The organism is Actinophytocola xanthii (assembly GCF_001921205.1).
GTDB classification, from domain to species: Bacteria; Actinomycetota; Actinomycetes; order Mycobacteriales; family Pseudonocardiaceae; genus Actinophytocola; species Actinophytocola xanthii.
The window spans coordinates 53,860-78,440 of sequence record NZ_MSIE01000047.1 but is presented as its reverse complement, the minus strand read 5'-3'; the positions used below and the strand labels follow the sequence as shown (position 1 = coordinate 78,440).

The window sequence follows — 24,581 nt, the reverse complement described above, 5'->3', positions numbered from 1 at the left end:
CCCGGTTGCAGGGCGAAAGGGCCATACTGGAGCGTCTCGACGAGGGGGTGGGAGACATGGCGTTCGAGGTGGGACTGCGCCGCACCGCCGTGCTCGTCGCACTCCTCCTCGCGAAGCCGACCGGCGACCCCGACATGGGGAGACACCGGCCTCAGCCGAATCGATCAGGGACGTTCGTCTACACGTGCCCGGTCGTCGGCTGCCCAGAACGGAAGAGCCTCCCGCGAAGACGGCCGGCGGGGCCACGGTGCCCGATACACCAGGACAAGCGAATGCGGCTCGAAGAGTAGGGCGGCGGCGGATGGGGGCGACATGCTGGACGGGATAGCCAGCGCCGGCGCGAAGGCCCTGGGCGGCGCGCGGTTCAGCCTCGTCAACTTCCTGCCGGCGGCGTTGGTGGCGGCCTTCGTCATCTTCCTGTTCGCCTCGGGTGTCTACACCGACGCCGCGCCCAGACCCGGCGAGGCCATCTCCGTCTTCCGCAACGCCGGCTTCGCGGTGCTGGCCGTGTTCGGGGTGTTCGTGCTGGCAATCCTGCTCCGTCCGTTCCAGGCGGCCCTGGTGCATCTGCTCGAGGGCTACTGGGTGGCATGGCCGACGAGGTTGCTGGCCGGGGCGGCGACCGAACGGCATCGCCGCATCCTGCACACGGCGACCGTCATCCGCGGCGCCGAGCTCCGGGCCGAGGATCCTCCGGACACGTCACTGCGGGCGGCGGCGGCGCACCGGCGGGCCGAGCGGGAGATCCGGGTGATCAACGACCGGGCGGTGGGGCGGGTCGAGCGCTATCCGGCTTCCGTGTTCCCCGACAGGGAGGACTTCGGCCCCGACGAGTACGACAACCGCCTGATGCCGACCCTGCTGGGGAACATCCTCCGAGACGGCGAGGACCGGGCAGGCGGCCGGTACGGACTCGACTTCACCGCGATCGCTCCGCGTCTCTACGCGGCTCTGTCGCCGAAGTTCGACGCCGTGATCAGGCAGAGCCTGGATCTCCTGGACGTGATGGCGGCCATGTGCGTCTCGTTCGCGGTGGGTGCGGCGATCTCACTTCCGCTGGTGGGCCGGTGGGACGTGTGGAGCCTCGTGCCGCTGGTTCTCGCGCTGCTGTCGGTGTTCGCGTACCGGGGCGCGATCAGGGTCGCGACCTCCCACGGCCGGTACCTGGCCGCCGCGGTGGACCTGCACCGTTTCGACATGATCGCGGCACTGCACTACGAGCTGCCCGCCGACCCGGAGCGGGAGCGATCGTTCAACGTGCGGCTGTCCGAGTTCCTGAACGGACGAAACACCGCCAGTCGGATGATGCGCGGTGATCCCTACGTGCACCCCACCGACGTCGAACCGCGCGCCGAGGATGGCGCGGCGGACGAGCAGGCGTCTAGCGCGCCCTCGTGAGGACCACCCGCCCCAGCCAACCCTGGATGTTCAGCACGACCAGGTTCGGTTCGTCGCTACTGACCACCTCGTCGATCGCGGGAACGCGCGACGACAGCTCGCCGACAAGGGCCATCGGGTGGCCCAGCACCAGCCGTCCGGCGCGGACCGGCCACTCGGCCGGGAGGCGGACCTCGGTCCATCCGCCGAGGACGGTGAGGTCGATCGTGAGCCGGTCGGCGAGAACACCGCTCGGTTCTTTCGGGAACGTCGCCTTCTCCAGGTCGAGGACCAGATCGCCGAACAGGCACCGCGCGATCAGCTTCTGCGGTGCCGGCCCCGTCACGACGAGCCGGCGCGGCAGGAACAACGAGGTCCGGCGGCGGACGATCGACGCCAACGGGTCCTCGCGCCGCCGCTCGGTCATGGCCACGAGTATGCCGCCCGCGACCAGCGCCAGCGGCGCGATCTCCACCGCCCTACCGAGCGGGAACAGGTCGAGCTGGACCGACAGCCAGAGCAGGCCCGCACCGACCAGGATCAGCGGCCCGAGCACGGGCCGGCTCGGCGTCAGCGCCCGTACCAGCAGGAGGAGCCCGACCGCCGCCAGGAGTACCGGGGCGACCCGCAGCGCCGCGGCGCCGGCCGCGCCGACGGCTGCCAACCCGCCCACGGCCCACGCCGTACCGGCGGCGACAGCCGCGAGACCCACCCCGATGCGCGTCCGGCTCAGTTCCGTTCTCCTTCGTGTCCGCGACCACGCTAGGGGACCGGTCAGAACAGGGAGATCACCCCGTAGGCCAGGGCGGCGACGGTCGCCGCGGCCGGTGCGGTCAGGACCCAGCCGACCGCGATGTCACCGGCCACCGACCACCGCACGGCCGAACGCCGCCGGGTCGCCCCGACGCCCATCACCGCCGAGGTCATCACGTGCGTCGTCGACACCGGCGCGGCGAACACGAACGCGGTCATGTACAGCACCGACGCGGCCGAGATCTCCGCGGCGAAACCGTGCGCCGGGGTGAGGTTGAAGATGCGCCGGCCCAGCGTGCGCATGATCCGCAGGCCGCCCGACCAGGTCCCTGCCGCCAGCGCGGTCGCGCACAGCAGGATCACCCAGAACGGCACCGTGTAGTCCTCCTGGTGCCCGGTGATCACCAGGGCCAGCACTATCACGCCCATGCTCTTCTGCGCGTCCTGCAGACCGTGGCCCAACGCCAGGCTGGACGCGGACACGATCTGCGCCCGCCGCAACCATCGGTGCGCCTGGTGCGCGTTCGCCCGGCGCAGCAGCCACATGAGCCCGATCATCACCAGGTACCCCAGGGTCAGTCCCACCAGTGGTGAGACCACCATCGGGATGGCGACCTTGGTCAGCACCCCGGACCAGTGGACCTGGGTCGCCGACGCCAGGGCGGCGCCGACGAGCCCGCCGATCAGCGCATGCGACGAGGACGAGGGCAACCCGAAGTACCAGGTCGTGATGTTCCACAGGATCGCCCCGACCAGCGCCGCGCCGACGACGGTCAGGCCGCCGCCGCCCTGCGGGGTGGCGATCACGCCGCTGGCCACGGTGACCGCGACCCCGGTGCCGGCGAGCGCGCCGACCAGGTTCATCACCGCCGCGAGGCCAAGCGCGCCGCGCAGCGACAGGGCCCTGGTCGACACCGCGCTGGCGATCGCGTTGGCGGCGTCGTGGAAACCGTTGGTGTAGTCGAAGCCGGTAACCAGCACAACCACGAGCACGAGCGCGAGGAGCTCCACCGCTCAGGACTCTTTCACCGCGATGCTGTGCACCACGTCGGCCACGTGCTCGAAGGCGTCGGCCGCCGACTCGAGCTGGTCGATGATCTCCTTGAGCTTCATCACCGTCAGCGGGTCCAGCTCACCGCCGAACAGGTAGGACAGCAGGCGCCGGTACACCGTGTCCGCCTCGTTCTCCAGCTCGTTGATAGTGATCCAGTACTCGGTCAGCTCGCGCAGCGTCGCCAGCCGCGGCATGGCCTCGGCGGTCAACTTCGCCATCCGGTCGAGCAGGTCCACCTGCGCGCCCACGCCCTCGGGCAGCGCGTCGACGTTGTACAGAGCGGCCAAGTCGACCGCGGCGTCCATGAAGTCGATCACGTCGTCGAGCCGGACCGCGAGCCGGTAGATGTCCTCGCGGTCGAACGGCGTGATGAACGAGCGGTCCAGCTGCTCGACGATCGCGTGCGTCGCCTCGTCGCCGGCGTGCTCCGCCTCGTGCATCCGCCGCGCCAGCTCCTCCCGCGCCTGCGCGGGCGCCGAGACGAACTCCCGCAGCACCGTCACCGCCGAGACGATGTTGGTGCCGGCCACGGCGAACAGCTCGAAGAACCGGGTGTCCCGTGGCTTGAGTCGCAGTCGCATGAGGCCTCTCTCCGCCGAACGTGCCGTGGAGTATGGCCGACGGTTCACCGAGTCGACACCTCCCGTCCACCTTCCACTCGTGACATGGGGTGAACAGGCCAGGCCGTACCCTGACGTGGTGGTCGCACCCGCCGTCTCGCCGACACCGCCGCAGCTGCCCGACGACACGGGTGGGCCGCGCGTGCACCGGCACGTCCTGGTCCCCGTGCTGGCCCGGGTGCTGGTCTCCACCGCCGCCGGCGGGCTGCTGTACCTCTCGGCACCCCCGCGCACGCTCTGGTGGCTCGCCCCGATCGCGTTCGCCGCGCTCGGCTCGGTTGTGTACGGCCGGCGCGCACGTGCCGGGTTCGGCTACTCGCTGTGCTTCGGGCTCGGGTACCTCGTGCCGCTGCTGGCCTGGACCGGCGTGTTCGTCGGCCCGGTCGCCTGGCTCCCGCTGAGCGCGGCCGAGGCGCTGCTCGTCGCGCTGTCCGGGGCCGCGATCGCGGTGGTCTCGACGCTGCCCGCCTGGCCGGTCTGGGCCGCGCTGCTCTGGGTGGCGGGGGAGGCGCTGCGCTCGGTCTTCCCGTTCGGCGGGTTCCCCTGGGGCAACATCGCGTTCACCCAGCCCGAGGGGATCTACCTGCCGCTCGCCGCGGTCGCCGGTACGCCGCTGATCGCGCTGGCCGTCGCGCTGACCGGCTTCGGCGCCGCCGAGGCGGGCCGTCGGCTGGTGCTCGAGCGCCGCCGCTCGCCGCGTGCCCTGCTCGCGCCGGCCCTGGCGGCCGTGCTGCCGATCGCCGCGGCGTTCGCGGCGGTCCCCCTGGTCGGCACCGACGCGAACGACGGCACGGCGGTGGTCGCGATCGTGCAGGGCAACGTCCCCCGGGCCGGCCTGGACTTCAACGCCCAGCGCCGCGCCGTCCTGGACAACCACGTCGAACGCACCCAGCAGCTCGCCGCCGACGTCGCCGCCGGCCGCGCCGAGCAACCCGACCTGGTGATCTGGCCGGAGAACGCCTCCGACATCGACCCCTACCGCAACCCCGACGCCTGGGCCCGCATCGAGGCGGCCGCTCGGGACATCGACGCGCCGATCGCCATCGGGTCGGTGCTGGTCGGCGACGACGACCAGCCGCGCAACACCGTGCTGCTCTGGGACCCCGACCGCGGCCCGATCGACCAGTACACCAAGCGCCAGCTCCAGCCCTTCGGCGAGACCATGCCGTGGCGCTCGTTCTTCCGGCTGTTCACCTCGGCCGTCGACCGCGCCAACAACTTCGTGCCGGGCGACGAGCCGGTCGTGTTCGAGATGGCCAACGCGCGCGTGGGCATCGCGACCTGCTACGAGGTCGCCTTCGACGGGGTGGTGCGGGAGTCGGTGGCCGGCTCCAACCTGCTCGCGGTGCCGACCAACAACGCCACGTTCGGCCACTCCGAGATGACCTACCAGCAGCTCGCGATGGACCGGGTCCGAGCCGTCGAGCACGGCCGTGGCGTCGTGGTGTCGGCCACGAGCGGGGTGAGCGCGTTCGTCCGCCCGGACGGCTCGGTCAGCCAGCAGACCGGCCTGTTCACCGATGCGGCCCTGGTCGAGCGGGTGGCTCTCCGGTCGACGACTACGCTGTCCGATCGACTCGGCTCGAGCCCGGAGTGGGGCATGACGCTCGCGGGGCTCGCGGCACTGGCCACCGCGATACTCGTGCGTCGCCGCGCCCGTCCGAGCTAGCCCGACCACACCGCGGCGCACAGGGCGCCGCCGAGGAGGAGAACGACGCATGGCAGACCAGCTCGAGCCGGTGCTGGTGGTGATCCCGACCTACAACGAACGGGACAACCTGGAACCGATCGTCACCCGGCTGCAGGCGGCACTGCCGAAGGCGCATGTCCTGGTCGTCGACGACGGCAGCCCGGACGGCACCGGTGACCTCGCCGACGAGTTGGCCGCGGCGGACGGCGAGGGGCGGGTGCACGTCCTGCACCGCACCGAGAAGAACGGGCTCGGCGCGGCCTACGTCGCCGGGTTCCACTGGGGCCTGGAGCGGGACTACGCGGTGCTCGTCGAGATGGACGCCGACGGCTCGCACGCCCCCGAGGACCTGCCCCGGATGCTCGACGCGCTCACCGACGCCGACCTGGTCATCGGCTCCCGGTACGTGCCGGGCGGCCGCGTGGTCAACTGGCCGGCGCGGCGCGAGTTCTTCTCCCGGGGCGCCAACCTCTACTCGCGGCTGGCGCTGGGGGCGAAGGTCAAGGACATCACCGCGGGCTTCCGGGCCTACCGCCGCGCCGCCCTGGAGAAGATCCGCATCGACAACGTCGCCTCCCAGGGCTACTGCTTCCAGATCGACCTGGCCTGGCGCACGATCGAGGCCGGCTTCACCGTCGTCGAGGTGCCGATCACGTTCACCGAGCGGGAGCGCGGCCAGTCCAAGATGACCGGCGACGTCATCCGGGAGGCCCTCGTCCGGGTCACCAAGTGGGGCCTGCGCCGGCGCGGCAACCAGGTCCGCTCGCTGTTCGTGGGAAGGCAGCAGTGACCCACTCGGTCGACGCGTCCGACTGGCGCTGGGGCGATGAGCTGGACGCGGTGGCGGCCGCGCCGAACTCCCACCGCGTGATCTTCGAGAACGAGCACGTCCGCGTGCTCGAGGTCACCCTCGAGCCGGGCGCGCACGAGCCGGAGCACACCCACCGCTGGCCGAGCGTGATGTGGGCGGACCAACCGGCCCGCATCCGCTACCGCATCGGCGACGAGGTCACCTTCGAGTCGGCCGACCCGATGCCGGCGCGCGGCGAGCTGACCGGCGACTGGAACAAGCCGGAGGGACCGCACTCGGTCGAGAACATCGACACCGTGCCGCTGCACGCCATCCGGGTGGAGCTCAAGAACGTCTGAGACGCCGAGTGCCACGTCCCCAGCAGGGACGTGGCACTCGGTATCAGCGGTCGGGACCGGTCAGGCGCTGCGGCTCCGGCGAACCTTCAGCTCCTGCAGCCGCTCGTCCAGGAGATCCTCCAGCTCCGGAATGGTCCGGCGCTCGAGCAGCATGTCCCAGTGCGTGCGCGGCGGCTTGACCTTCTTGGCCTCCGGCTCGTTGCCGTCGATCAGCTTGGACACCGTGCCGTGCAGTCGGCACTCCCACATCGGCGGGACCTCGGCGTCGTCGGAGAACGGGACCTCGAACTCGTGGTCCTTCGGGCAGGCGTACCGGATGGTGCGCCGGGGGGCGAGGTCGTGGTTGCGGTCGGTCTCGTAGCTGACCGCGCCGAGTCGGCTCCCACGAAGTACACGGTCGGCCATCGCGACGTCCTTTCGTTCGGCTCCCGCTCCCAGCTGGAGCCAGGGTGGTGCTCACCAAGAGCAACGCCTGAGCGCGTCGAAACGTTCCCACCCGCCGCGACGGGTTGCTCTGGGTGAACGACAGAATCCCTCGAACACAGTTTCGACCGTATAGACGCGTCTTAAACCGTTTTGTGACGGCAACCGCCGAGAATTGCCTGGTGACGTCGCCCACTTGGCCCATCGCGTTGAGCGAGATGGCCTCAGGTCAGTTGCAGCTGCCCGTGCGAGGCCACCGAAGGGCCCAGGTCGCCGAGGCGGAAGTGCCGGCGACACAGCACTTGGTAACGCACAGTAGTAGAACCGAGCGCTGAGGACAGATCACGTTCCGTGTCCGAGGTGTCGGCGACGAGCACGGTGTCCCCGGCCCGGACCACCTCGCCGTCACGCACCCGGGCGTTGAACCGCGCCGGCAGGCCGCACCAGCACAACACGTCCACCTGGACCGGCTCCAGCTCGTCGGCCAGCTCGAACAGCCGCCGCGACCCCGGGAACAGCCGGCTGCGGAAGTCCGTGGCGATCCCAAAGCAGTACACGTCCACCTGGACGTCGTCGGCCAGCTCGGCCAGCTGGTCCACCTGCTCGGGGGTGAGGAACTGCGCCTCGTCGACGATCACGTAGTCGACGCGGGTGCCGCAGGCCCAGCGCTGCCGCACGAGGTCACGCAGGTCGACCCCGGCGTGCACCTCGATCGCGGTCCGGGTGATGCCGATCCGGCTGGTGATCTGCGGCTTGCCGGAGCGGTCCAGGTGCACCAGCAGCAGCCCCCGACGCCCCTGCCTGGCCTGGTTGTGGTCGACCTGCAGCGCGAGCGTGGACTTCCCGCAGTCCATGGGGCCGTAGTAGAAGCGCAGGTGCCCGACCACCGGCACGGCCCGCCGCGACCCGGCGGCGGGCACCGAGGACAGCGCGTCGGTCGGGTCGGCGGCGTTCGGCATGGGCTCCACGAGCAGGCACCCTATCTACAGGACCGCCGGCTCCGGGTTCCCCACCGCACGGATGGCCCGGCGGACCGGCACGAAGAACATCAGCACCAGGCCGACGGCGAAGAACACCACCAGCGAGATGATCGCCGGCCGGTAGGAGCCGGTGGCCCCCGCGACCGCCGCGAACAGCAGCGGGCCCATCCACGACGTGGCCCGCTCACCGATCTCGTAGATCGAGAAGTACTGCGCCTCCTTGCCGGCCGGCACCATCTGGCTGAACAGCGACCGGGACAGCGCGTTCGTCCCGCCCAGCACCAGGCCGATACCGGCCGCGAGCAGGTAGAACTGCACGGCCTGCCCGGCCTGGACGAAGTACGCCGCGCTGATCACGGCCAGCCACACCCCGAGGCTCACCATGATCGTCCGCTTGGCGCCGAGGCGGCGGGCGACCCGGCCGTGCAGGACCCCGCCGAGGAACGCGACGAACTGCACGATGAGGATCGTCGTGATCAGCGTGGTCTGCTCCAGCCCCAGCTCCTCGCTGCCGTACTGGGCCGACACGTTAGCCACCGTCGCGATGCCGTCGGTGTAGATCAGGTAGGTGCCGAGGAACGCCAACGTCAACGGGTAGGACCTGGCCAACCGGAGCGTGTCGCGCAGCTCCCGCAGGCCGCCGCGCAGCACCCCGGCCCCGTGCTCGGCCCCGTGCGGGCGCTGGTGGTCGCGCAGCCGCCGCAACGGGATCAGCGTGAACCCCGCCCACCACAGGCCCGACATCAGGAAGGCGATCTGCGCGGCGTTGCCCTCGGTCAGCCCGAGCGGCTCGTGGGCCAGGTACACCGCGAGCTGCAACGCGAGCGCCACCCCACCGCCCAGGTACCCGAACGCCCAGCCGCGCGTGGACAGCCCGTCACGCTCGTCGGCCGTCGCGATCTCCGGGATGAACGCGTAGTACACCGCGACCGAGGTGCCGTAGCCGATGTTGCCGAGGATGAACAGCACCACGCCCAGCTGCCAGTTCGTGCCGCTGACCAGCGCCATCAACGTCGTCGCGATCGCCCCGCCGAACGCCGAGAACGCCAGCACGCGGCGCTTGTTCTGTGTCCGGTCGGCGATCGCGCTCAGCAGCGGCACGATCAGCACCTGGACCACCGTCGCGGCGGCCAGCAGGTACCCCCACAGCGACCCGGCCTGGATGTGCCAGCCCAGCACGTCGATCTGGCAGTCGACGAGCTTGTTGGTGCTCCCGTCGGCCTTCTCCGGGCACGGCCGCGGCCCGTTGGTCGCGGTGTCCAGCCGCGCCGCCTCCCCGGCGACCGCCGTGAGGTAAAGCGCGCCGAACACGGTGATGACCGAGGTAGGGAAGACCGAGTTGGCCCAGTCGTAGAAGACCCAACCGCGCTGCTCACGGCGTCGGTCCGGGGCACGGCCCGCCGTATCGGCGCCTTCGTCAACGACACTCATCGATCCTCCAACCGGGGTGGCAGCCGGACCCTATCTGGCGGGCACGGGTGCGTGATCGGCACGCACCGCGGTGATGCCGAACAGTGCCCTGTCCACCCGACGGGTGAGGAAACGCTCGATGAATGTCGCGGTCGGTGATGTGGCGGTCGGTGACAGCTGCGGTGCGCGGGCGCTACCCGGCGCGGTTGGCGCGCCGGTGGCGCCGGACGAGCCAACCGGCCAGGGCCAGCGTCGCCAGCCCCGCCCCGACCACCAGCGCCACCGGCAGCGCCGCGGGGTCCTCGCGCTCGGCCGCCTGCTCGGCCGTCTGCTCGGCCGGCTCCTCGCGCCGCGGCTCGACCAGCGCACCGACGGTCTCCACCGGCTCACCCGACGGGGCGGCCACCTGCGCGCCGGGGCGGCTCGGCGGGAAGCTCGGCCGCACCGCACCCCAGGCGTGCTCAGCGCGGGTCGCGAGTTCGCTGGGGGAGATCTCGAACGCACCCGGCACGGTCACGATCGCCACGTCCTCGTCGAAGGCCAGCTCCCCGTGGCGCGTCCCGAACAGCCAGACCCCGTCCCGCGGGAACACCACCTCCGCCGAGTAGTGGCCCGGCGTCGCCGCCCGCGTCGCCGGGAACTCCAGGAACTCGCCCTCGGTCCGCGCGGTCAGCACGACCGGGCCCAGGTCGCCCTGGTACGGGTACGAGCCGTGCTGGAGCACCCAGAACCCCAGGGTGTAGGTCACCCGCGCCTGGACCCGCGCCGGCGTCGGGTCGAGCACGGTCTCCGCCCACCCGCCGGCCTCGGCGGCGGGCGAGAGGAGCAGGCAGGGGAGCAGGGCGGTAGCCACCGCGGTCAGCACACGTCTCATGCCACCGGTACACCGCAAGCCCGCCGGAGGTTCCCGCCAACCGAGGTGGAACCCATCGGGCCCCCGCGGTGTATGAACGGGTGGCCGAGGAGGACAGCACGGACGACCAGACCGCGGAGGACACCCGCGCCCGGGACCACGAGGAGGTGGCCCGGGCCCGCGCAGGTGACCGGGACGCCTACGCGCGCCTGGTCGCCCGGTACGGCGCGCTCGCCCACCGCACCGCCTACCTGCTCGGCGCCGGCGACGAGGCCGAGGACGTGGTTCAGGAGGCGTTCGTGAAGGCCTACCGGGCGCTCGGCTCGTTCCGCGAGGGGGCGGCGTTCCGGCCCTGGCTGCTGCGGATCGTCGCCAACGAGACCAGCAACCTGCACCGGACCTCCCGCCGTCGCCGCACGCTCGAGCTGCGCCTGGCCGAACCCGACGTCGACCCGGTCGAGCCCGAGCACGCCGTACTCACCGCCGCCGCCCGCACCACGCTCCTCGCCGCGGTCAACGCCATGCCGCACCGCGACCGCCAGGTGCTGACCTGCCGCTACTTCCTCGACCTGTCCGAGGCGGAGACCGCGGAGGTGCTCGCCTGGCCCCGCGGCTCGGTCAAGTCCCGCCTGTCCCGGGCCATCGCCAAGCTGCGCCGGGAGCTGCCGGCCGGACTCGCCGGGGAGGTGCTGCCATGACCGACCCCCGCCCCGAGGACGCCCTGCGCGAGCTGGGCGAGCACCTGCACGTGCCGACACCGCCGAGCGGCCCCGCCCTGACCACCGCCGTGCTGTCCCGCCTCGACGACCGCCCCCGGCGCACCCGCCCCGCCCTCGCGGTCCGACTGGTCGCCGCCGCCGTCGCCCTGCTCGCCGCGCTCGGCGTCGCGATGGCCGTCTCGCCCCAGGTCCGCGCCGCCGTGTTCGACCTCCTCCGGGTCGGCGGCGTCGAGCTCAACCAGGGCCCGCCGCCCCCGCTGCGCACCACCGCCCCCGACGCCGCCCTCCCCGGCGAGCGCCCGGTGGCCCTCGACCAGGCCCGCGCCGCGGCCGCGTTCCCCGTCGCCGTGCCGCGCTCGCTCGGCGACCCCGACAGCGTCCTGCTGGCCGGAGGTGACCCGCCCCGCGTCGTCTCGCTGCGCTACACCGGCGCGGGGGAGACCAGGATCGACCAGTTCGACGGCGTCCTCGGCCCCGTGTTCCAGAAGTTCGCCGGCGCCCCCGACGCCGTGCCCAGCGTCGTCGACGGGCATCGCGGCATCTGGGTGCCCCGGCCGCACCTGGTCCTCTACCTCGACCGCGACGGACGACTGGTCGAGGAGGCCGCCCGCCTCGCCGGCACCACGCTCATCTGGGAGGCCGACGGCGTCACCTACCGGATCGAGGGCCCGCTCAGCCACGAGCAGGCCCTCGAGATCGCCGAGTCGCTGCGCTAGGGCACGTCCGCACAGCCCATCGACCGGGACTGTGCGGACGCGCCCTGGCGACGCCTCAGGCCGCCCACAGCCCCCGCGCCCGCAGCACGTCGCGCAGCACCCCGGGCCGGTCGGTCATCAGCCCGTCCACGCCCAGGTCGATCAGCCGGTTCATCTGGTCGGCCTCGTCCACCGTCCACACGTGGACCTCGATCCCGCGCCGGCGCGCCGCCGCCACCAGGCGCTCGTCGGTCACCGCGAGCCGGCCCTGCCGCAACGGCACCTGCGCCACCTTCGCGAAGACGCCGCGACGCAGCACCCACTGCGGAAGCCGTCCCGAGGCCCACAGCCTGGCCACCGCCCGCACCCCCATCGACGTCAGCACGCCCTCCCCGGCGCTGCGCCGCACCCGGGCCAGCCGCGCCTCGGAGAACGACGCCAGGCACACCCGGCGCAGGCTGTTCGTCCGCCGCAGCGTCGCCACCAGCGGCTCGATCGCCGACTCGACCTTCACGTCGATGTTCAGCAGCGCCTTCGGCACCTCCTCCAGCAGCTCCTCCAGGCGTGCCACCGGCTCCCGGCCGCCGATCCTGGCCTGCCGGACCACCGACCAGGGCAGCCGGGCCACCGGACCGCTGGCGTCGGTCGTGCGGTCCAGCAGCGCGTCGTGGTGCACCACGACCACCCCGTCGCTGGTCGTACGGACGTCGGTCTCCAGGTAGTGGTAGCCCTCCTGGACCGCACGCCGGAACGCCGAGAGCGAGTTCTCCATCCCGGTCAGGTCCCCGTAGTGCCAGCCGCGGTGGACGAACGCCCGCGGGTAGGGACCGGCGAAGAAGGCATGATCCTGCACGTGGCCAGTCTGCCTCAGCGGCGTGGCGGACGAGTGCACTCACCGTGGCGAGATAGCGTCGGGAACATGGCATCGCCCCGCCCCCTCCTGCCCGCGACGGCACGATGACCGCACCCGAACGACTCCGGCCGCGCACCGAACCACGGCACTGCGGCTGGTGCGGCCTGCGCCTGCCCGAGGACAGCACCAAGGTGGGCCGGCCCCGGCGGTACTGCAGCCAGTCCTGCCGCCAGCGCGCCTACGAGCGGCGCTCGGCCGTCCAACGCGGCGGCCTGCCCGAGGACGCCGTCGTACTCTCCGCCGCCGAGCTCGCTGACCTGCAAGATCGCCTGTTCCAGCTGCGCTGCGCGGCCGAGGACGTAGTGACCGCCGCAGACGACGGCGCCGCACCGACCGAGCTGAAGGACCTCGCCGCCCAGGTCGTCCGGAACGCCCATGGGCTGGAGCGGCTGCGCTGACGTGAGCGGGTGGGCTAGCCTTCCAGCTCAGTTCACCTCAACCAACAACGGGGCGTTTCGCGATGAGCACCGACGGTATCTCCTCCGAGGAGGTGCTCGACGCAGCCGACGTGGCGCTCGCCGTCACCGACCAGCGAGGGCGCATCGCCTGGGCCAACCGGCTCATGGCCGTGCTGCTCGACCTCACCCCCGACCAGTGCGTCGGGCGCTCGCTGCCGGCGCTGCTGTCGGGCGCGCCGGAGGGGCCCCACCAGGGCGTGGTGATCTCCGATGCCGGCGGGAACGGGCACCGCTGGCTGGAGGTGAGCTGCACCGCACTTCCCGAGGGCCGGCTGTTGTACCGGGCGGCGGACGTGAGCCGCTGGCGCGCCGACGGCGTGGACTCCGTCCAGCGCACCGAATGGGAGGCCGAGCTCGTCCGCCTCGCCGACGAGGACCCGCTGACCGGGCTGCTCAACCGGCGGGCGCTGACCCGCGAACTCGAGCGGCGGCTGGCCCAGGGCGGGCCTGGTGCGTTGCTGCTGCTCGACCTGGACAACTTCAAGGACATCAACGACCTGCGTGGGCACCCCACCGGTGACCGCGTGATGCGTGAGCTGGCGAACGTGCTGCGCGCCCGGCTGGGGGAGGGGCACGCCCTCGGCCGGCTCGGCGGCGACGAGTTCGCCGTCGTGCTGGACGGCATGGGGGAGGGGGCCGCGGTCGAGGTCGCCGACCGGCTGCGCGGCGCCGTCGCGGCACTGCCGGTACCTGGCAGTGTCGGCACCACGCGGATCACGGTCAGCGCCGGCGTCGCCGGCTTCGGTTCCGGCGACAGCTGGCAGGCCGTGCTGGCCAACGCCGACCTGGCGCTCTACGCGTCCAAGGCCGCCGGCCGCAACCGGGCGACGGTCTACGAGCCCGGCCACTACACCGACACCGCGCTGCGGGTCTCCGTGCTCGACCGCATCCGCGACGCCCTGGCCAACGGCGGGCTCGCCCTGCACGCGATGCCCATGGTCAAGCTGGGCACGAACCGCGTCGTCGGGCACGAGCTGCTGCTGCGCCTGGAGGACGGCCGGGAGCCGGCACTGAGCCCGGGGGAGTTCCTGCCGACAGCCGAGCGCAGCGACCTCGTGCTCGAGATCGACCGCTGGGTGATCGGCACCGCGATCGACGCGCTGGTCGCGCACCCGTACCCGGGCCTGCGGTTCAACGTCAACGTCTCCGGGCGGACGCTGGAGGACGAGGACTTCGGCGACTTCGTGGTCCGCCGACTGGCCGCGGCCGGTGTCGCCCCGGGCCGGCTCGGCTTCGAGATCACCGAGACCGCGGCCGTGACCAACCTCACCGCCGCCCGCAACCTGGCCCAGCACCTGCGCACTCGCGGCTGCCGCATCTCGCTGGACGACTTCGGCGCCGGCTTCGGCTCCTTCGTCCACCTCAAACAGCTGCCGATCACCGGAATCAAGATCGACGGTGAGTTCGTCCGCGGGATCGACTACGGCAGCAGGGACACCGTGCTGGTGCACGGCATCGTCGACATCGCCCGTGGCCTGGGCATCTCGGTCGTGGCCGAGTGGGTGGAGCGCGCGACCCAGGTGGAGGCGCTGTCCCGGTTGGGGGTGCGGGTCGCCCAGGGATTCCACCTCGGCAGGCCGGAACCGCTGCGGGAGCTGCTGGCCCGCCCGCACGGGGCCTGGATGCGCCGGCCGCGCGCCCTCAGCGACGTTCCAGCGTCGCTCGAGACGCCTGGGTGACGATGGAAGGGCGGCGGGTCCCGAATCCGCCGCACCCGTTGCCCGACACCCAGCCAGTGGCGGTGGTCGCGATGAGCCGAGCGATGTCCAGGTCCGACAGCAGCGCCGAGATCAGCGGACTACAGGTCTGCATCATGAACACGACCGCGCAGATCGACGCCGCGCTCGATGCGGACGACCGTCGCGCGTTCCGGGTCTGGTGTCTGCGGCGGGCCTCGCTGATCGCGCGCGTGGAACGCGTCCTCGTCGAGGCGGCGACCGCGGCCTGAGCGGTACGGGAACACCTCTCCTTTTTCGTCACGTGACGAAAAAGGAGAGGTGTTCCTGGCCCTCGGGGAGTGGTGTCGGAGGTAGGCTCGGACCGGTGAACGAGCCAACGCGCGCCGTGGTGGCCGACCCGGTCGGCGTGCTGCGCGAGGCGCTCGACGCCGCGTTGCCGCCGCTCCAGCTCCTCGACGACGCGCAGGACAGGGCCGACACCAGGGCCGACACCAGGGCCGACACCAGCGTCCACGACGTCCTGAGCGTCTTCGCGCGGTCTGTCTCGCCGGTCCTGGACGAGCTGGCCGCGCTGGCGGCGGCCGAGCCCGGCGGGCCGGTCGACGCGGCTCTCCGGCAGCTGCGGCGCGCGGTCAACCACCGCGGCGGCGGCACCGTCTCACCGACCTGCCACTGGCAGCTGCGCCGCGCCCGGGCCGCCCTGGACCGTGCGACCCACCTCGTTCGCGAAGTTCGATAATCTACATTATGTCAACTTGTCGTCCCGGACGGCGACGTAGTGCGGGTTGGACATCACCCCCAGGATGTTGCCGAACGGGTCGATGACCGAGGCCGTCACGAACCCGTCACCTCGCGGCGTCCTCGGCTCGTGTGTCCTCGCGCCCATCTCGTGCAGGGTCGCCAGCGCCGCGTCGAGGTCCTCGACGTGCCAGAAGCAGACGACGCCGCCGGGCTGGGTGTCGCGGTGCGGTGCCCAGTCGCGGTCGATGATGCCGAGCTCGTGCTGGTAGTCCCCGATGCGGAACTCGACGTAGGCCGGCGGCCCCTCGAGCGGTCGCACGAAGTACGGCTCGACGCCCAGCAGCGTCGTGTACCAGGCGGTCGCCGCGGCGAGATCGTCGGCGAAGTAGCTGATCGTTGCCATTCCCTTCAACATGGAACCGAGTCTCGCCGTCAAAGTGCTCATCTCATGACCACTTTTTGCGGCAGACTTCGGCCATGCGTGCGGACCGGTTGGTGGCGACCCTCCTGCTCATGCAGGACCGGGGTCGGGTGACGGCGGCCGAGGTGGCGCGGGAACTGGAGGTCTCGGTGGCCACCGCGCGCCGCGACCTCGAGGCGCTCTCCGCCGCGGGCGTCCCCGTGTATCCCCAGCCCGGCCGCGGCGGTGGCTGGTCGCTGGTCGGCGGTGCCCGGACCGACCTCAGCGGCATGACCGCCACCGAGGCGCAGGCGCTGTTCCTGCTGCTCGGCCCGGCCGGTGCGGACACGCCCGAGGCTCAGGCGGCGCTGCGCAAGCTGCTGGCGGCACTCCCCCGCCCCTTCCGGGCCGAGGCCAGGGCCGCGGCGGGCGCCGTCGTCGTCGATCCCGCCGGCTGGGGCGATCCGCTGCCCGAGCGGCCGGAGCTGGTGGCGGCGCTGCGGGACGCGGTCGTGCGCGGGCGGCGTGTGCGCCTGGACTACGCCGGGCGGACGCGGGAGCGGACGAGCCGGCTGATCGACCCGTGGGGCCTGGTGGACAAGGACGGCATCTGGTACCTCGTGGCCGGCACCGCCGAGGGCCGGCGGACCTTCCGGGTGGACCGGATCGCCTCCGCCGAGGTCACCGACGAGGAGGCGGCCCGGCCGGCGGAGCTGGACCTGTCAGCCGAGTGGGACGAGGTCGTCGAGGAGGTCGAGCGGCGCCGGTCGCTGGTCAGCGCGGTGGTCCTGGTGGACGCTCGGCTCGTGCGGGTGCTGCGCGGCCAGTTCGGCCGGCACTGCGTGGTGCTCGCCGAGCGGGACGGACAGGCCCGCGTGCAGGTCGCTGCCCCTACCCCGCTGATGATCGCCCAGCACCTGGCCGGCTGGGGTGCGGGGCTGAGCGTTGTGGAGTCGACGGCGGTGCGGGCGGAGCTGGCGCGCATCGGACGTGAGCTGGTCGGCCACTACTGTGACGACATTGAGTCGACATAGCGCTTTGTCGTCCGCTCGTGGATCGCTCACGGCGACGGGATGAGTCGGGAGGCGAGCAGAGCGGCGGCGAGGACGTCGGGGTCACCGTTGTGCTCGAAGACGTCGAGCACGGTGTCGGCGAACTTGATGACGTGCTCGTCGCCGTGCCGGGCTGCCTGGTCGAGCACCGTGACCGCCGGATCGCCCCCGATCGTCGGTGCCGACAGCGGTTCCGCTCGCGTAGGGGCGTAGGCGGCGGTGATGGCCGCGCTGGCGTGCCAGACCGCGGCGAAGCTGGGCGTCCACATCGGGACGGGCAGCACGGGCAGGATGTGTCGCACGGCGTTGGGGGCGGTCGCGGTGTGCACCAGCAGCACCGGGCTCGCCCGACCGTGGCGGAGATACCCGAGCACGGCGGCCCGGACCAGGTCGGCCAGGCGGTCCGGTACGTCGGCGGCTCTGGCCACCGGCCGCAGGGCGGCCAGCGCCGCCGGCCATCCGGGCAGCTCGGCGAGTCGGTTCAGGCGGTGCGCGATGACACCGCTCTGCTCGGCCAACCGGGGCACGCCGGCCAGCGCGGCTCGCGCGGGTAGGACGCCGGCCGGCGCGGCGATGCCGGGCAGGGCACGCCATCGGGCCGCCCAGAAGGCAAGACCGTGGGCCAGCTCGGCGGCCGCGACGTGGTCCTGATCCACAGCGCGCAGGGCACGAACCGCGTGCCCGACCCGGATCACCCCGTGGGTCGAGCCGGCGACGATGCCGGCCAGCAGCCGGGGCCACCATGTGGTGAGCACCTGCCGCCATGGTCGCTCCGCGACCTGCTGGAGGAAGTAGGCCGTCCAGTCACCGATGCGCCGGGGATCGCCGAGAGCGGCGCGCCAGGTGTCCGCGGTGATCCGCTGGACCCCGTCGGGCAGCTCGGTCAGGCGGTCGAGGTAGCGGTCCAGCCAGCGGTGCACGTCCAGATCAAGGCCGCGGCGCACCATCACCTCGACCGCCATCGGGCCATGGTTGGTCAGGCCGTGGTTGCCTTCCTCGTCCCCGCCGAACTCCGGCCCCTTGCCGTGCAGCCGCTGATACGCCTCGTCGAGAACCGCGTTGAATGTCATCACTCGCCTCACCGGACTGCTCGTCGCCGTGGCACGAGCATGCGCGGAGGACGACCAGGCGGTCCAGGATTAGGGTGGGGCCTAATCTCCTCGCTAACCTTCCCAGGGTGATTCGACTGCGGTTCGGCGTCGAGGACCTCAGCCAGGTTCGGTTCGCCGTCTCCCCGCTCTGGGAGGCCGTGGCCAGCCTGCGGACACTGACCACCGGTTCACCTACCGGCCCACACGCGCCCTGGCTCGCGCAGGTTCGGTGCCGCCGTAGTGACCACGACGACCTGAGCCTGCTCACCGCGGTGGTACGTCCCACCGGCTACCTCCCGGACTTCCTGCTCCCGATCCCGACGCGCCGGGCACCCACCTTCGACACCGGTCTGGAGTCGCTGGCCGCCACCGATCCCCGTCTGGTCGCCACCGAGCTGGCACACCTCGCCCAGCATCCGATCGCCATGCGCGGACCGGGGGTTATCCACCGCCGCTCGGTGCTGGAGGATCTGATCGCCGACCCCCGGTCCGGACTCGCCCGAATCGTCGCCGCCCTCGAGCGCTACTGGCGGGTGAGCATCGCGCCCGACTGGCCGCGCATGCTGGCGCTGCTGCAAGCCGATCTCGCCCACCGCTTGCGGGAACTCGCCGCCGGCGGCGTACGCCAGCTGTTCCGGACCCTGCACCCGGCGGTCAGCTTCGACCGCGACACCCTCAGCGTCGTCAAGTACTACGACGGAACGGCCGACCTGCGTCAACACGGCCTTCTGCTGGTTCCCTGCGTCTTCGCCTGGCCCGACGTCATCGTCCGCACCGCCGACCCGCAACCGGCGGTGAACTACTCACCGCGTGGACTCGGCCGGCTCCAGGAAGCCCGTCCCGCCCCACCCGACTCGGCGCTGGCCGGTGTGCTGGGCGTCAGCCGTGCCGCGATCCTCGCCCAACTCGACCTGCCGATGTCCACCAGTCTCCTGGCCAGCCGGCTCGGCCTGGCCGCCCCCACGGTCAGCGCGCACCTCAAGGCGCTCCGCCGAGCCGGCATCGTGGCCTCCCACCGCGACGGACACTCCGTGCTCTACCACCGCACCTCCCTCGGCGACGAGCTCATCGCGGCTCGGCGGCCGTAGGCGACACCCGGCTCACCCCGCTCCGTGCCAGGAGCGCCAGAGGGCGGCGTAGGCGCCGTCGGCGGCCACGAGCTCGTCGTGGCTGCCCAGCTCGGTGATCCTTCCGGCGGCCATCACCGCGACCCGGTCGGCGTAGTGGGCGGTGTGCAGGCGGTGGGCGATCGCGATCACCGTGCGTCCGGCGAGCACGGCCGCCATCGCGCGCTCGGCGTGCCGGGCGGTGGTGGGGTCGAGCAGGGCCGTGGCCTCGTCGAGCACGACCGTGTGCGGGTCGGCCAGCAGCACCCTGGCGAGTGCGAGCTGCTGGGCCTGGGCCGCGTCGAGCTCGGCGTTGCCCGCGCCGAGCGGCGTGTCCAGGCCCTCGGGCAGGGCCCGTGCCCAGGCGGCGTCGACCGCGTCGAGGGCATCGAGGATCCGTGCGTCGGGCGCGTCGGGCGCGGCGATCGCGAGGTTGTCGCGGAGGGTCCCGATGAACACGTGGTGCTCCTGGGTGACCAGGACGATCCGCCGGCGCAGCTCGTCGGGCGCGAGGTCGGCGACCGGCACCCCGCCGACGGTGACCGAGCCCACGCGGGGTGCGTCGACGCCGGCGAGCAGCCGGCCGAGGGTCGACTTGCCGGCACCGGAGGGACCGACGATCGCCAGCCGCTCCCCTGGCCGCACGGCCAGGTCGACGTCCTCGAGCACGTCGCGGACGGCGTCGCTCCCCTCGCGGCCGGGGTAGGCGTAGCGCACGCTGCGGACCTCGATGCGGTCGTCGCCGGGCGTGCCGCCGGGCGGAGGGTCGCCGCCGGCGTTGCCGACGCCCTTGACCCGCGCCATCGAGGCGGTGCTGCGCTGGATGCTCTCCATCCACATGAGCAGCCGGGCGAGCGGCTCGACGACCTGCAGGGTGTAGAGGCTCGCCGACACCACGACGCCGAGCGTGACCGAGCCGTTGACGTGCAGCAGCCCGCCGACCATCAGCACGAGCCCGAGAGCGAGGACGTAGGAGAAGTCCATCTGCGGGAACAGCACGTTGCGCAGGAACAGGGTGTGTACCCGGGTGCGGTGCGCCTCGCGCACCCGCAGGTCGCCGTCGCGGACCCGGCGCTCGCCCAGGGCGAACGCCTCGACCGTGCGCGCCCCCTCGACGGTGGCGGCGAGGCTCTCGGACATCTCGGAGGTGGCGGCGCCCTCGGCCAGGTAGGCCGTCCGGGCTCGGCGCAGGTACCAGCGCGCCGCCCACCAGAGGCTGGCGATCCCCGCGAGCGCGCACAGCCCGAGCAGCGGGTCGAGCAGGGTGATCGCGACGAGGATGAGCAGGGTCTGCAGCACGCCGACGAACACCTCGGGTGCGGCGTCGCGCAGGGCGCCGCCGATCGTGGCGATGTCGGCGGTGGTCCTGGCCATGAGGTCACCGCTGCCGGCCCGCTCGACGACGGTCGTGGGCAGGGCGAGGGTGCGGTCGACGAACTCCTCGCGCAGCTCGGCCAGGGCCCGTTCGGCGAAGCGGTGGGCGAGATAGCGGGACTGGCGGGTGAGCAGGACGCCGGCCGCGGCGGAGGTGAGGATCCCGACGGCGAGCAGGTCGACGCTGCCGGTGCTCGCCGTCCCGGACTCGACGAGGTTGACGATGCGCCCGATCAGCCAGGGCGGGACGAGGGCCGCGGTGGCGGCGAGACAGGTGGTCAGCAGGACCAGGGCGGTGCCGCGGCGGTCGGTGCGGGCGAGGTCGAGGTAGGCGCGGCGGACCGCGGCGCGGTCGGCGACCGGCAGCCGGGCGGCGGTCACGGGACGAGTTCCTCGCCGCGGTGGGCCAGGGCGCGGTAGCCCGGCTCGGTGGCGAGCAGCTCGGCGTGGGTGCCGGTGGCCGCGACCCGGCCGTCGAGGAGGTAGGCGACCCGGTCGGCGCGGGCGAGCAGCAACGGCGAGGTGGCGACGACGACGGTGGTCCGGTCGCGTCGGTGGGTGCGCAGGCCCGCGGCTGCGGCCGCCTCGGTGTGGGCGTCCACAGCGGAGGTCGGCTCGACGAGGATGAGCACCTCGGGGTCGGCGAGCAGGGCGCGGACCAGCCGGACGCGCTGGCGCTGTCCGCCGGAGAGGTTGCGGCCCTGGGCCTCGACGGGTGAGCCGAGCCCGGCCGGGAGGCCGGTGAGGACGTCCTCGGCGGCCGCGCTGCGGATGGCGTGGGCGATGGCCTCGTCGGTGTGGTCGTGCTCGCTCGCGACGACCTCGCGCAGCGGCCCGGCGAACAGGTGGGCGTCGTTGTCGGCGACGAGGATGCGTCGGCGTACCTCGGCGAGCGGCATGGCGGCCAGCGGCGCCCCGTCCCAGGTGGCGTCGGAGTCGACGAAGCGGCCGAGGCGGTCGACCACGGCGAGTGCGTCGGCGGGTTGGGCGGGGGCGAGCACGAGCAGCTCGCCCGGTCGGACGGTGAGCCCGGAGACGGGGTCGTGCAGTTCGGCCGGCCCCTGCGGGCAGGGCACGGTGCCTCTCTCGGTACCTCTGTCGGTGCCTCTGTCGGTCACGGCCGGGCGCAGCGCGAGGACCCGGACGACCCGGCGGGCGGCGACCAGGCCGCGGTTGATGTCGAGTGCTCCCTCGATGATGAAGAAGACGGGGGTGGCGAGCACGGCGACGTAGCCGTAGACGGCGACCATCTCGCCGACGGTGATCTCCCCCGCCGCGCTCATGCGAGCGGCGAGCCAGGTGACGGCGGCGAGGAAGAGGCTGGGCAGGCCGACGGAGATGCCCTCGACCCAGCTCGCCGTGGCACCGACCCGGTAGCCCTGCTCGCGCAGTGCCGCGGAGTCGCGGCGGTAGCGGTGGGCGAAGCGGTCCTTGCCGCCGATGCCGCACAGGACGCGCAGGCCGGCGACGATGTCGCCGGCGCGGGCGGCGAGCGCACCCTGCTGCTCCCGGTAGGCGGTCTCGGTCTCCCGTACCCGCCGGAGCAGGGAGGCCAGCGACAGCATCAGCGCCGGCACGCCCAGCAGCACGACGAGCGCGAGCACGGGCGAGATGTCGACCAGCAGGACCGCGACCACGGCGTAGGTGATGACGGCGCCGATGCCCGGGCCGGTGCTGGTCATCGTCCGCATGATCCGGTCGAGGTCGGCGGCGCCGATGCTGACCACCTCCCCCGAGCTGGTCCGGCGCGGCAGCTCGGCGCCGACGGCCGCCGCATGACGCACGACCACCTGGACGGTGCGGAAGCCGGCGTCGAGCCGGATGAAGGTCATCGTGCGGTGGCGGAGCACGCCGAGGCCGGCGTTGGCCGCGCCCGCGGCCAGCAGGGCCGCGGTCCAGAGCAGGATGCTGGCCAGGTCGCGCGTGCGCAGCCCGTCGTCGATGGCGCGGGCGAGCAGCAGCGGCTGGACGACCAGGCCCACGAGCCAGGCGCTGGCGAGCAGCGAGCCAAGCAGCACCCGGGCCGGTTGTCTGCGCACCAACCACAGCAGGTAGCGCCCGGGTCCCCGGCTGTCCGGCGTGCCCGGATCGGCGTAGGGGACCGTGAGGCGCACGCCTGTCACCCTAGGTGGTGGACGTGGTCGCGGGTCGACCGATCGAGCGGAGCTGAGGTTCGGCTTGACCGGCTGGGGTATCACTCGAACCGTCGGTGAGCGGGCGCACGGCCAGCCCCGGGGCGTGAGAGTCTGGTGTGGATGGAAGGCATGCGCTGCTCGGCGGTGGCCGAGGGGATAGGTGAGCCGCTGGCGGGCACGGCCGCCACGGCCCAGACCTGGCTGTGTCTCGAGCAGCCCGGCCCGTGGGGCCGGGACGCGCTGGCGGCGAGCCATCTCGACGAGGGCGTGGCGCGCGAGCTGACCCGGCTCTCCGCGGGTACCGGGGTGCGTGTCGTGCTGATCCGCCGGCCGGGCAGCCATCCCGACCGCCACCGCCCAGTCCCCCGCCACGTCTACCTGGCGCACACCGCGCCCGGGCGGACGTGGCTGGAGCGCACGACGGTTCAGGACCCCAAGGAACTGCTCGACCTCGACTTCGTCCAGGCCGGCGCCGGGGTGCCGGGCGGGCTGGGCACGCCGTCGGCCGAGCGGCTGCTGCTGGTGTGCACGAACGGTCGGCGTGACGTGTGCTGTGCGCTGCTGGGCCGGCCGGTCGCGGCGGCGCTGGCGGGCACGCACGGCGAGGCGGTGTGGGAGTGCACCCACATCGGCGGGCACCGCTTCTCCCCCACCGCTGTCCTGCTGCCGACCGGCTACGCCTACGGCCGACTCGACGTTGCCGCCGCGGCCCGCCTGCTCGACGGCGGACCAGGCGTGGTGACCGAGGGCTGCCGGGGCCGGTCCACCTGGCCGCTGCCCGGGCAGGCGGCGGAGCTGGCGGTGCGGGAGCAGGAGCGGGTGAGCGATCCGGACGCGCTGGCGGTGGAGGTCGTTGCGAACCCCGCCGAGGGGTGGCTCACGACGGTCAGCCACGTCGACGGCCGGGTCTGGCAGGTGAACGTGGTGGAGCGGGAGATCGCCCCGCCGCGGGCGGCGAGCTGCACAGCCGGGCTCACCCCCGCCGTGGGGCTGGCGGCGACATCGGTGCGGCTGCGGGTGGCCGCCTGAGCGGGCGCGGGGTCACCGAGTCCGTTCGGCCCGTGCCCCGGCCAACCAGGTGACGGCCGCGCCGGACAGGACGACGAGCACGACGCCCAGTGCGACGGCGGGCGTGAGGCGCTCGTCGAGCACCAGCGCGCCGACCAGCGCGCCCATGGCCGGGTCCACGGCCAGCAGGGTGCCGGTTACCCGCGGAGAGGTCAGCCGGGTCGCGGTGTAGGTGAGGCTGAACGCGAGGGCCACCCCCACCACGCCCGACGCGGCGAGCAGCAGCCAGCCCTCCGCGCCCGGCACCCGGGGCGCGCCCGTGACCGAGAACGGCGCCAGCAGCAGCGCGCCGACGGTGACCGACAGCGCGAGCCCCGAGAAGCCGGTCGAGGCACGGCCGACGACACCGGCGAGCAGGGTGTAGCCGCCGAAGGCCACGGCGGCGCCGAGCCCCCAGGCGAGGCCGGACCCGGTCAGGCCGCCGGTGGGGTCGCTGATCAGCGCGACACCGGTCAGGGCCGCCAGCGGGAACACCACCTGCCACCGGGTCCGCGTGCCGAGGACGGCGACGGCGAACGGGCCGAGGAACTCCAGGGTCACCGCGATCCCGAGCGGCAGGGTGGCGACGGCGTTGTAGAACAGCACGTTCATCCCGGCCATCGCGACGCCGTAGAGCAGGATGCCGGCCCATTCCCGCCGGGGCCGCCCGTGCGGTGCCGGCCGGGTCAGCGCCAGCAGCACCACCGCGGCGACCGCCATCCGCAGCCCGCTCACCCCGACGGTGCCTACCGGGTCGAACAGACCCTTGACCAGCGCGGCCGACAGCTGGATGCACAGCGAGGCACCCAGGATGAGCACCGCGCACGCCGTGGCCCGCCGGGCCGCGACCCGCCGAGGACGA

General features: G+C 73.0%; 26 protein-coding genes. 13 read left to right on the top strand and 13 right to left on the bottom strand.

Annotated features, from left to right (window positions below; genetic code table 11):
- Positions 1-312 precede the first annotated feature (312 nt).
- Positions 313-1,398 (top strand): hypothetical protein, encoded by a 1,086-nt coding sequence (locus BU204_RS24675; RefSeq protein ID WP_075128127.1) that lies wholly within the window; start codon positions 313-315, stop codon positions 1,396-1,398.
- On the opposite strand, the gene BU204_RS24670 is transcribed toward BU204_RS24675, so the two are convergent.
- The 3 genes from BU204_RS24670 to BU204_RS24660 all read right to left on the bottom strand — a co-directional run bounded on the left by BU204_RS24670 (position 1,382) and on the right by BU204_RS24660 (position 3,765).
- Complete coding sequence (locus tag BU204_RS24670) at positions 1,382-2,050, bottom strand: hypothetical protein (protein ID WP_143229710.1); 669 nt, start codon at positions 2,048-2,050, stop codon at positions 1,382-1,384. The two genes, BU204_RS24675 and BU204_RS24670, sit on opposite strands and share 17 nt — an antisense overlap.
- A gap of 101 nt (positions 2,051-2,151) precedes the next feature.
- The gene (locus tag BU204_RS24665) at positions 2,152-3,141 is read right to left on the bottom strand and encodes an inorganic phosphate transporter (protein ID WP_075128125.1); all 990 of its coding nucleotides are present in this window, start codon (positions 3,139-3,141) and stop codon (positions 2,152-2,154) included.
- Positions 3,142-3,144: 3 nt separating this feature from the next.
- Positions 3,145-3,765, bottom strand: a complete 621-nt coding sequence (locus BU204_RS24660) for a DUF47 domain-containing protein (RefSeq protein WP_075128124.1) — start codon at positions 3,763-3,765, stop codon at positions 3,145-3,147.
- 118 nt (positions 3,766-3,883) lie between these two features.
- On the opposite strand from BU204_RS24660, the gene lnt reads away from it, so the two are divergent.
- From lnt to BU204_RS24645, 3 genes are read left to right on the top strand one after another with little or no spacing between them, the layout of a single operon-like run.
- Complete coding sequence (gene lnt, locus BU204_RS24655; protein ID WP_233160565.1) at positions 3,884-5,473, top strand: apolipoprotein N-acyltransferase; 1,590 nt, start codon at positions 3,884-3,886, stop codon at positions 5,471-5,473.
- Between the two features lie 49 nt (positions 5,474-5,522).
- Positions 5,523-6,284, top strand: coding sequence for a polyprenol monophosphomannose synthase (locus tag BU204_RS24650; RefSeq protein ID WP_075128123.1), 762 nt, complete (start codon positions 5,523-5,525; stop codon positions 6,282-6,284).
- The gene (locus BU204_RS24645) at positions 6,281-6,643 is read left to right on the top strand and encodes a hypothetical protein (protein ID WP_075128122.1); all 363 of its coding nucleotides are present in this window, start codon (positions 6,281-6,283) and stop codon (positions 6,641-6,643) included. Before BU204_RS24650 ends, BU204_RS24645 begins: the two co-directional genes overlap by 4 nt.
- 60 nt (positions 6,644-6,703) lie before the next feature.
- On the opposite strand, the gene BU204_RS24640 is transcribed toward BU204_RS24645, so the two are convergent.
- From BU204_RS24640 to BU204_RS24625, 4 genes are all read right to left on the bottom strand, one after another.
- Positions 6,704-7,048 carry an RNA polymerase-binding protein RbpA gene (locus tag BU204_RS24640; RefSeq protein WP_075128121.1) on the bottom strand — a complete coding sequence of 115 codons (345 nt, stop codon included), beginning with the start codon at positions 7,046-7,048 and terminating at the stop codon, positions 6,704-6,706.
- 242 nt (positions 7,049-7,290) lie between these two features.
- On the bottom strand, positions 7,291-8,025 hold the full coding sequence (locus tag BU204_RS24635) for a thymidine kinase (RefSeq protein ID WP_075128120.1): 735 nt from the start codon (positions 8,023-8,025) through the stop codon (positions 7,291-7,293).
- A 24-nt stretch (positions 8,026-8,049) separates the two neighbouring features.
- Positions 8,050-9,477 carry an MFS transporter gene (locus tag BU204_RS24630; protein ID WP_075128119.1) on the bottom strand — a complete coding sequence of 476 codons (1,428 nt, stop codon included), beginning with the start codon at positions 9,475-9,477 and terminating at the stop codon, positions 8,050-8,052.
- Between the two features lie 172 nt (positions 9,478-9,649).
- Positions 9,650-10,330, bottom strand: coding sequence for a hypothetical protein (locus BU204_RS24625; RefSeq protein ID WP_143229709.1), 681 nt, complete (start codon positions 10,328-10,330; stop codon positions 9,650-9,652).
- Positions 10,331-10,410: 80 nt separating this feature from the next.
- On the opposite strand from BU204_RS24625, the gene BU204_RS24620 reads away from it, so the two are divergent.
- Positions 10,411-11,007, top strand: coding sequence for an RNA polymerase sigma factor (locus BU204_RS24620; RefSeq protein WP_083661596.1), 597 nt, complete (start codon positions 10,411-10,413; stop codon positions 11,005-11,007).
- Positions 11,004-11,744 carry a hypothetical protein gene (locus tag BU204_RS24615; RefSeq protein ID WP_083661595.1) on the top strand — a complete coding sequence of 247 codons (741 nt, stop codon included), beginning with the start codon at positions 11,004-11,006 and terminating at the stop codon, positions 11,742-11,744. Before BU204_RS24620 ends, BU204_RS24615 begins: the two co-directional genes overlap by 4 nt.
- A gap of 55 nt (positions 11,745-11,799) precedes the next feature.
- On the opposite strand, the gene BU204_RS24610 is transcribed toward BU204_RS24615, so the two are convergent.
- Positions 11,800-12,576 carry a glycerophosphodiester phosphodiesterase family protein gene (locus BU204_RS24610; RefSeq protein ID WP_075128117.1) on the bottom strand — a complete coding sequence of 259 codons (777 nt, stop codon included), beginning with the start codon at positions 12,574-12,576 and terminating at the stop codon, positions 11,800-11,802.
- Positions 12,577-12,680: 104 nt separating this feature from the next.
- Between BU204_RS24610 and BU204_RS24605 the strand changes: the two genes are divergently transcribed.
- The 4 genes from BU204_RS24605 (at position 12,681) to BU204_RS24590 (ending at position 15,512) form a co-directional block, all read left to right on the top strand.
- The gene (locus BU204_RS24605; RefSeq protein ID WP_075128116.1) at positions 12,681-13,034 is read left to right on the top strand and encodes a hypothetical protein; all 354 of its coding nucleotides are present in this window, start codon (positions 12,681-12,683) and stop codon (positions 13,032-13,034) included.
- A gap of 62 nt (positions 13,035-13,096) precedes the next feature.
- Positions 13,097-14,773, top strand: a complete 1,677-nt coding sequence (locus tag BU204_RS24600; RefSeq protein WP_075128115.1) for a putative bifunctional diguanylate cyclase/phosphodiesterase — start codon at positions 13,097-13,099, stop codon at positions 14,771-14,773.
- A gap of 83 nt (positions 14,774-14,856) precedes the next feature.
- Positions 14,857-15,042, top strand: coding sequence for a hypothetical protein (locus BU204_RS24595; RefSeq protein WP_143229708.1), 186 nt, complete (start codon positions 14,857-14,859; stop codon positions 15,040-15,042).
- Positions 15,043-15,137: 95 nt separating this feature from the next.
- Positions 15,138-15,512, top strand: coding sequence for a hypothetical protein (locus tag BU204_RS24590; protein ID WP_143229707.1), 375 nt, complete (start codon positions 15,138-15,140; stop codon positions 15,510-15,512).
- Positions 15,513-15,518: 6 nt separating this feature from the next.
- Here BU204_RS24590 and BU204_RS24585 read toward each other — a convergent pair whose 3' ends face one another.
- Positions 15,519-15,929: a VOC family protein gene (locus BU204_RS24585; RefSeq protein WP_075128112.1), complete on the bottom strand. Its 411-nt coding sequence runs from the start codon at positions 15,927-15,929 to the stop codon at positions 15,519-15,521.
- A 62-nt stretch (positions 15,930-15,991) separates the two neighbouring features.
- On the opposite strand from BU204_RS24585, the gene BU204_RS24580 reads away from it, so the two are divergent.
- The gene (locus BU204_RS24580; protein WP_075128111.1) at positions 15,992-16,948 is read left to right on the top strand and encodes a helix-turn-helix transcriptional regulator; all 957 of its coding nucleotides are present in this window, start codon (positions 15,992-15,994) and stop codon (positions 16,946-16,948) included.
- A 26-nt stretch (positions 16,949-16,974) separates the two neighbouring features.
- On the opposite strand, the gene BU204_RS24575 is transcribed toward BU204_RS24580, so the two are convergent.
- Entirely contained in the window at positions 16,975-18,036 is a 1,062-nt protein-coding gene (locus BU204_RS24575; RefSeq protein ID WP_075128110.1) for a questin oxidase family protein, read from the bottom strand.
- A gap of 107 nt (positions 18,037-18,143) precedes the next feature.
- Between BU204_RS24575 and BU204_RS24570 the strand changes: the two genes are divergently transcribed.
- A complete protein-coding gene (locus BU204_RS24570; RefSeq protein ID WP_075128109.1) occupies positions 18,144-19,145 on the top strand; it encodes an ArsR/SmtB family transcription factor in 1,002 nt (333 codons plus the stop codon).
- 12 nt (positions 19,146-19,157) lie between these two features.
- Here BU204_RS24570 and BU204_RS24565 read toward each other — a convergent pair whose 3' ends face one another.
- Complete coding sequence (locus BU204_RS24565; RefSeq protein ID WP_075128108.1) at positions 19,158-20,918, bottom strand: ABC transporter ATP-binding protein; 1,761 nt, start codon at positions 20,916-20,918, stop codon at positions 19,158-19,160.
- Positions 20,915-22,651 carry an ABC transporter transmembrane domain-containing protein gene (locus tag BU204_RS24560; protein ID WP_075128107.1) on the bottom strand — a complete coding sequence of 579 codons (1,737 nt, stop codon included), beginning with the start codon at positions 22,649-22,651 and terminating at the stop codon, positions 20,915-20,917. The genes BU204_RS24565 and BU204_RS24560 overlap by 4 nt, the downstream gene beginning before the upstream one ends.
- 141 nt (positions 22,652-22,792) lie before the next feature.
- Between BU204_RS24560 and BU204_RS24555 the strand changes: the two genes are divergently transcribed.
- Positions 22,793-23,701, top strand: coding sequence for a sucrase ferredoxin (locus BU204_RS24555; protein ID WP_083661592.1), 909 nt, complete (start codon positions 22,793-22,795; stop codon positions 23,699-23,701).
- Positions 23,702-23,713: 12 nt separating this feature from the next.
- Here the strand turns inward: BU204_RS24555 and BU204_RS24550 are convergent, their stop codons facing one another.
- Positions 23,714-24,538 carry an EamA family transporter gene (locus BU204_RS24550; RefSeq protein WP_075128105.1) on the bottom strand — a complete coding sequence of 275 codons (825 nt, stop codon included), beginning with the start codon at positions 24,536-24,538 and terminating at the stop codon, positions 23,714-23,716.
- Between the last annotated feature and the right edge of the window lie 43 nt (positions 24,539-24,581).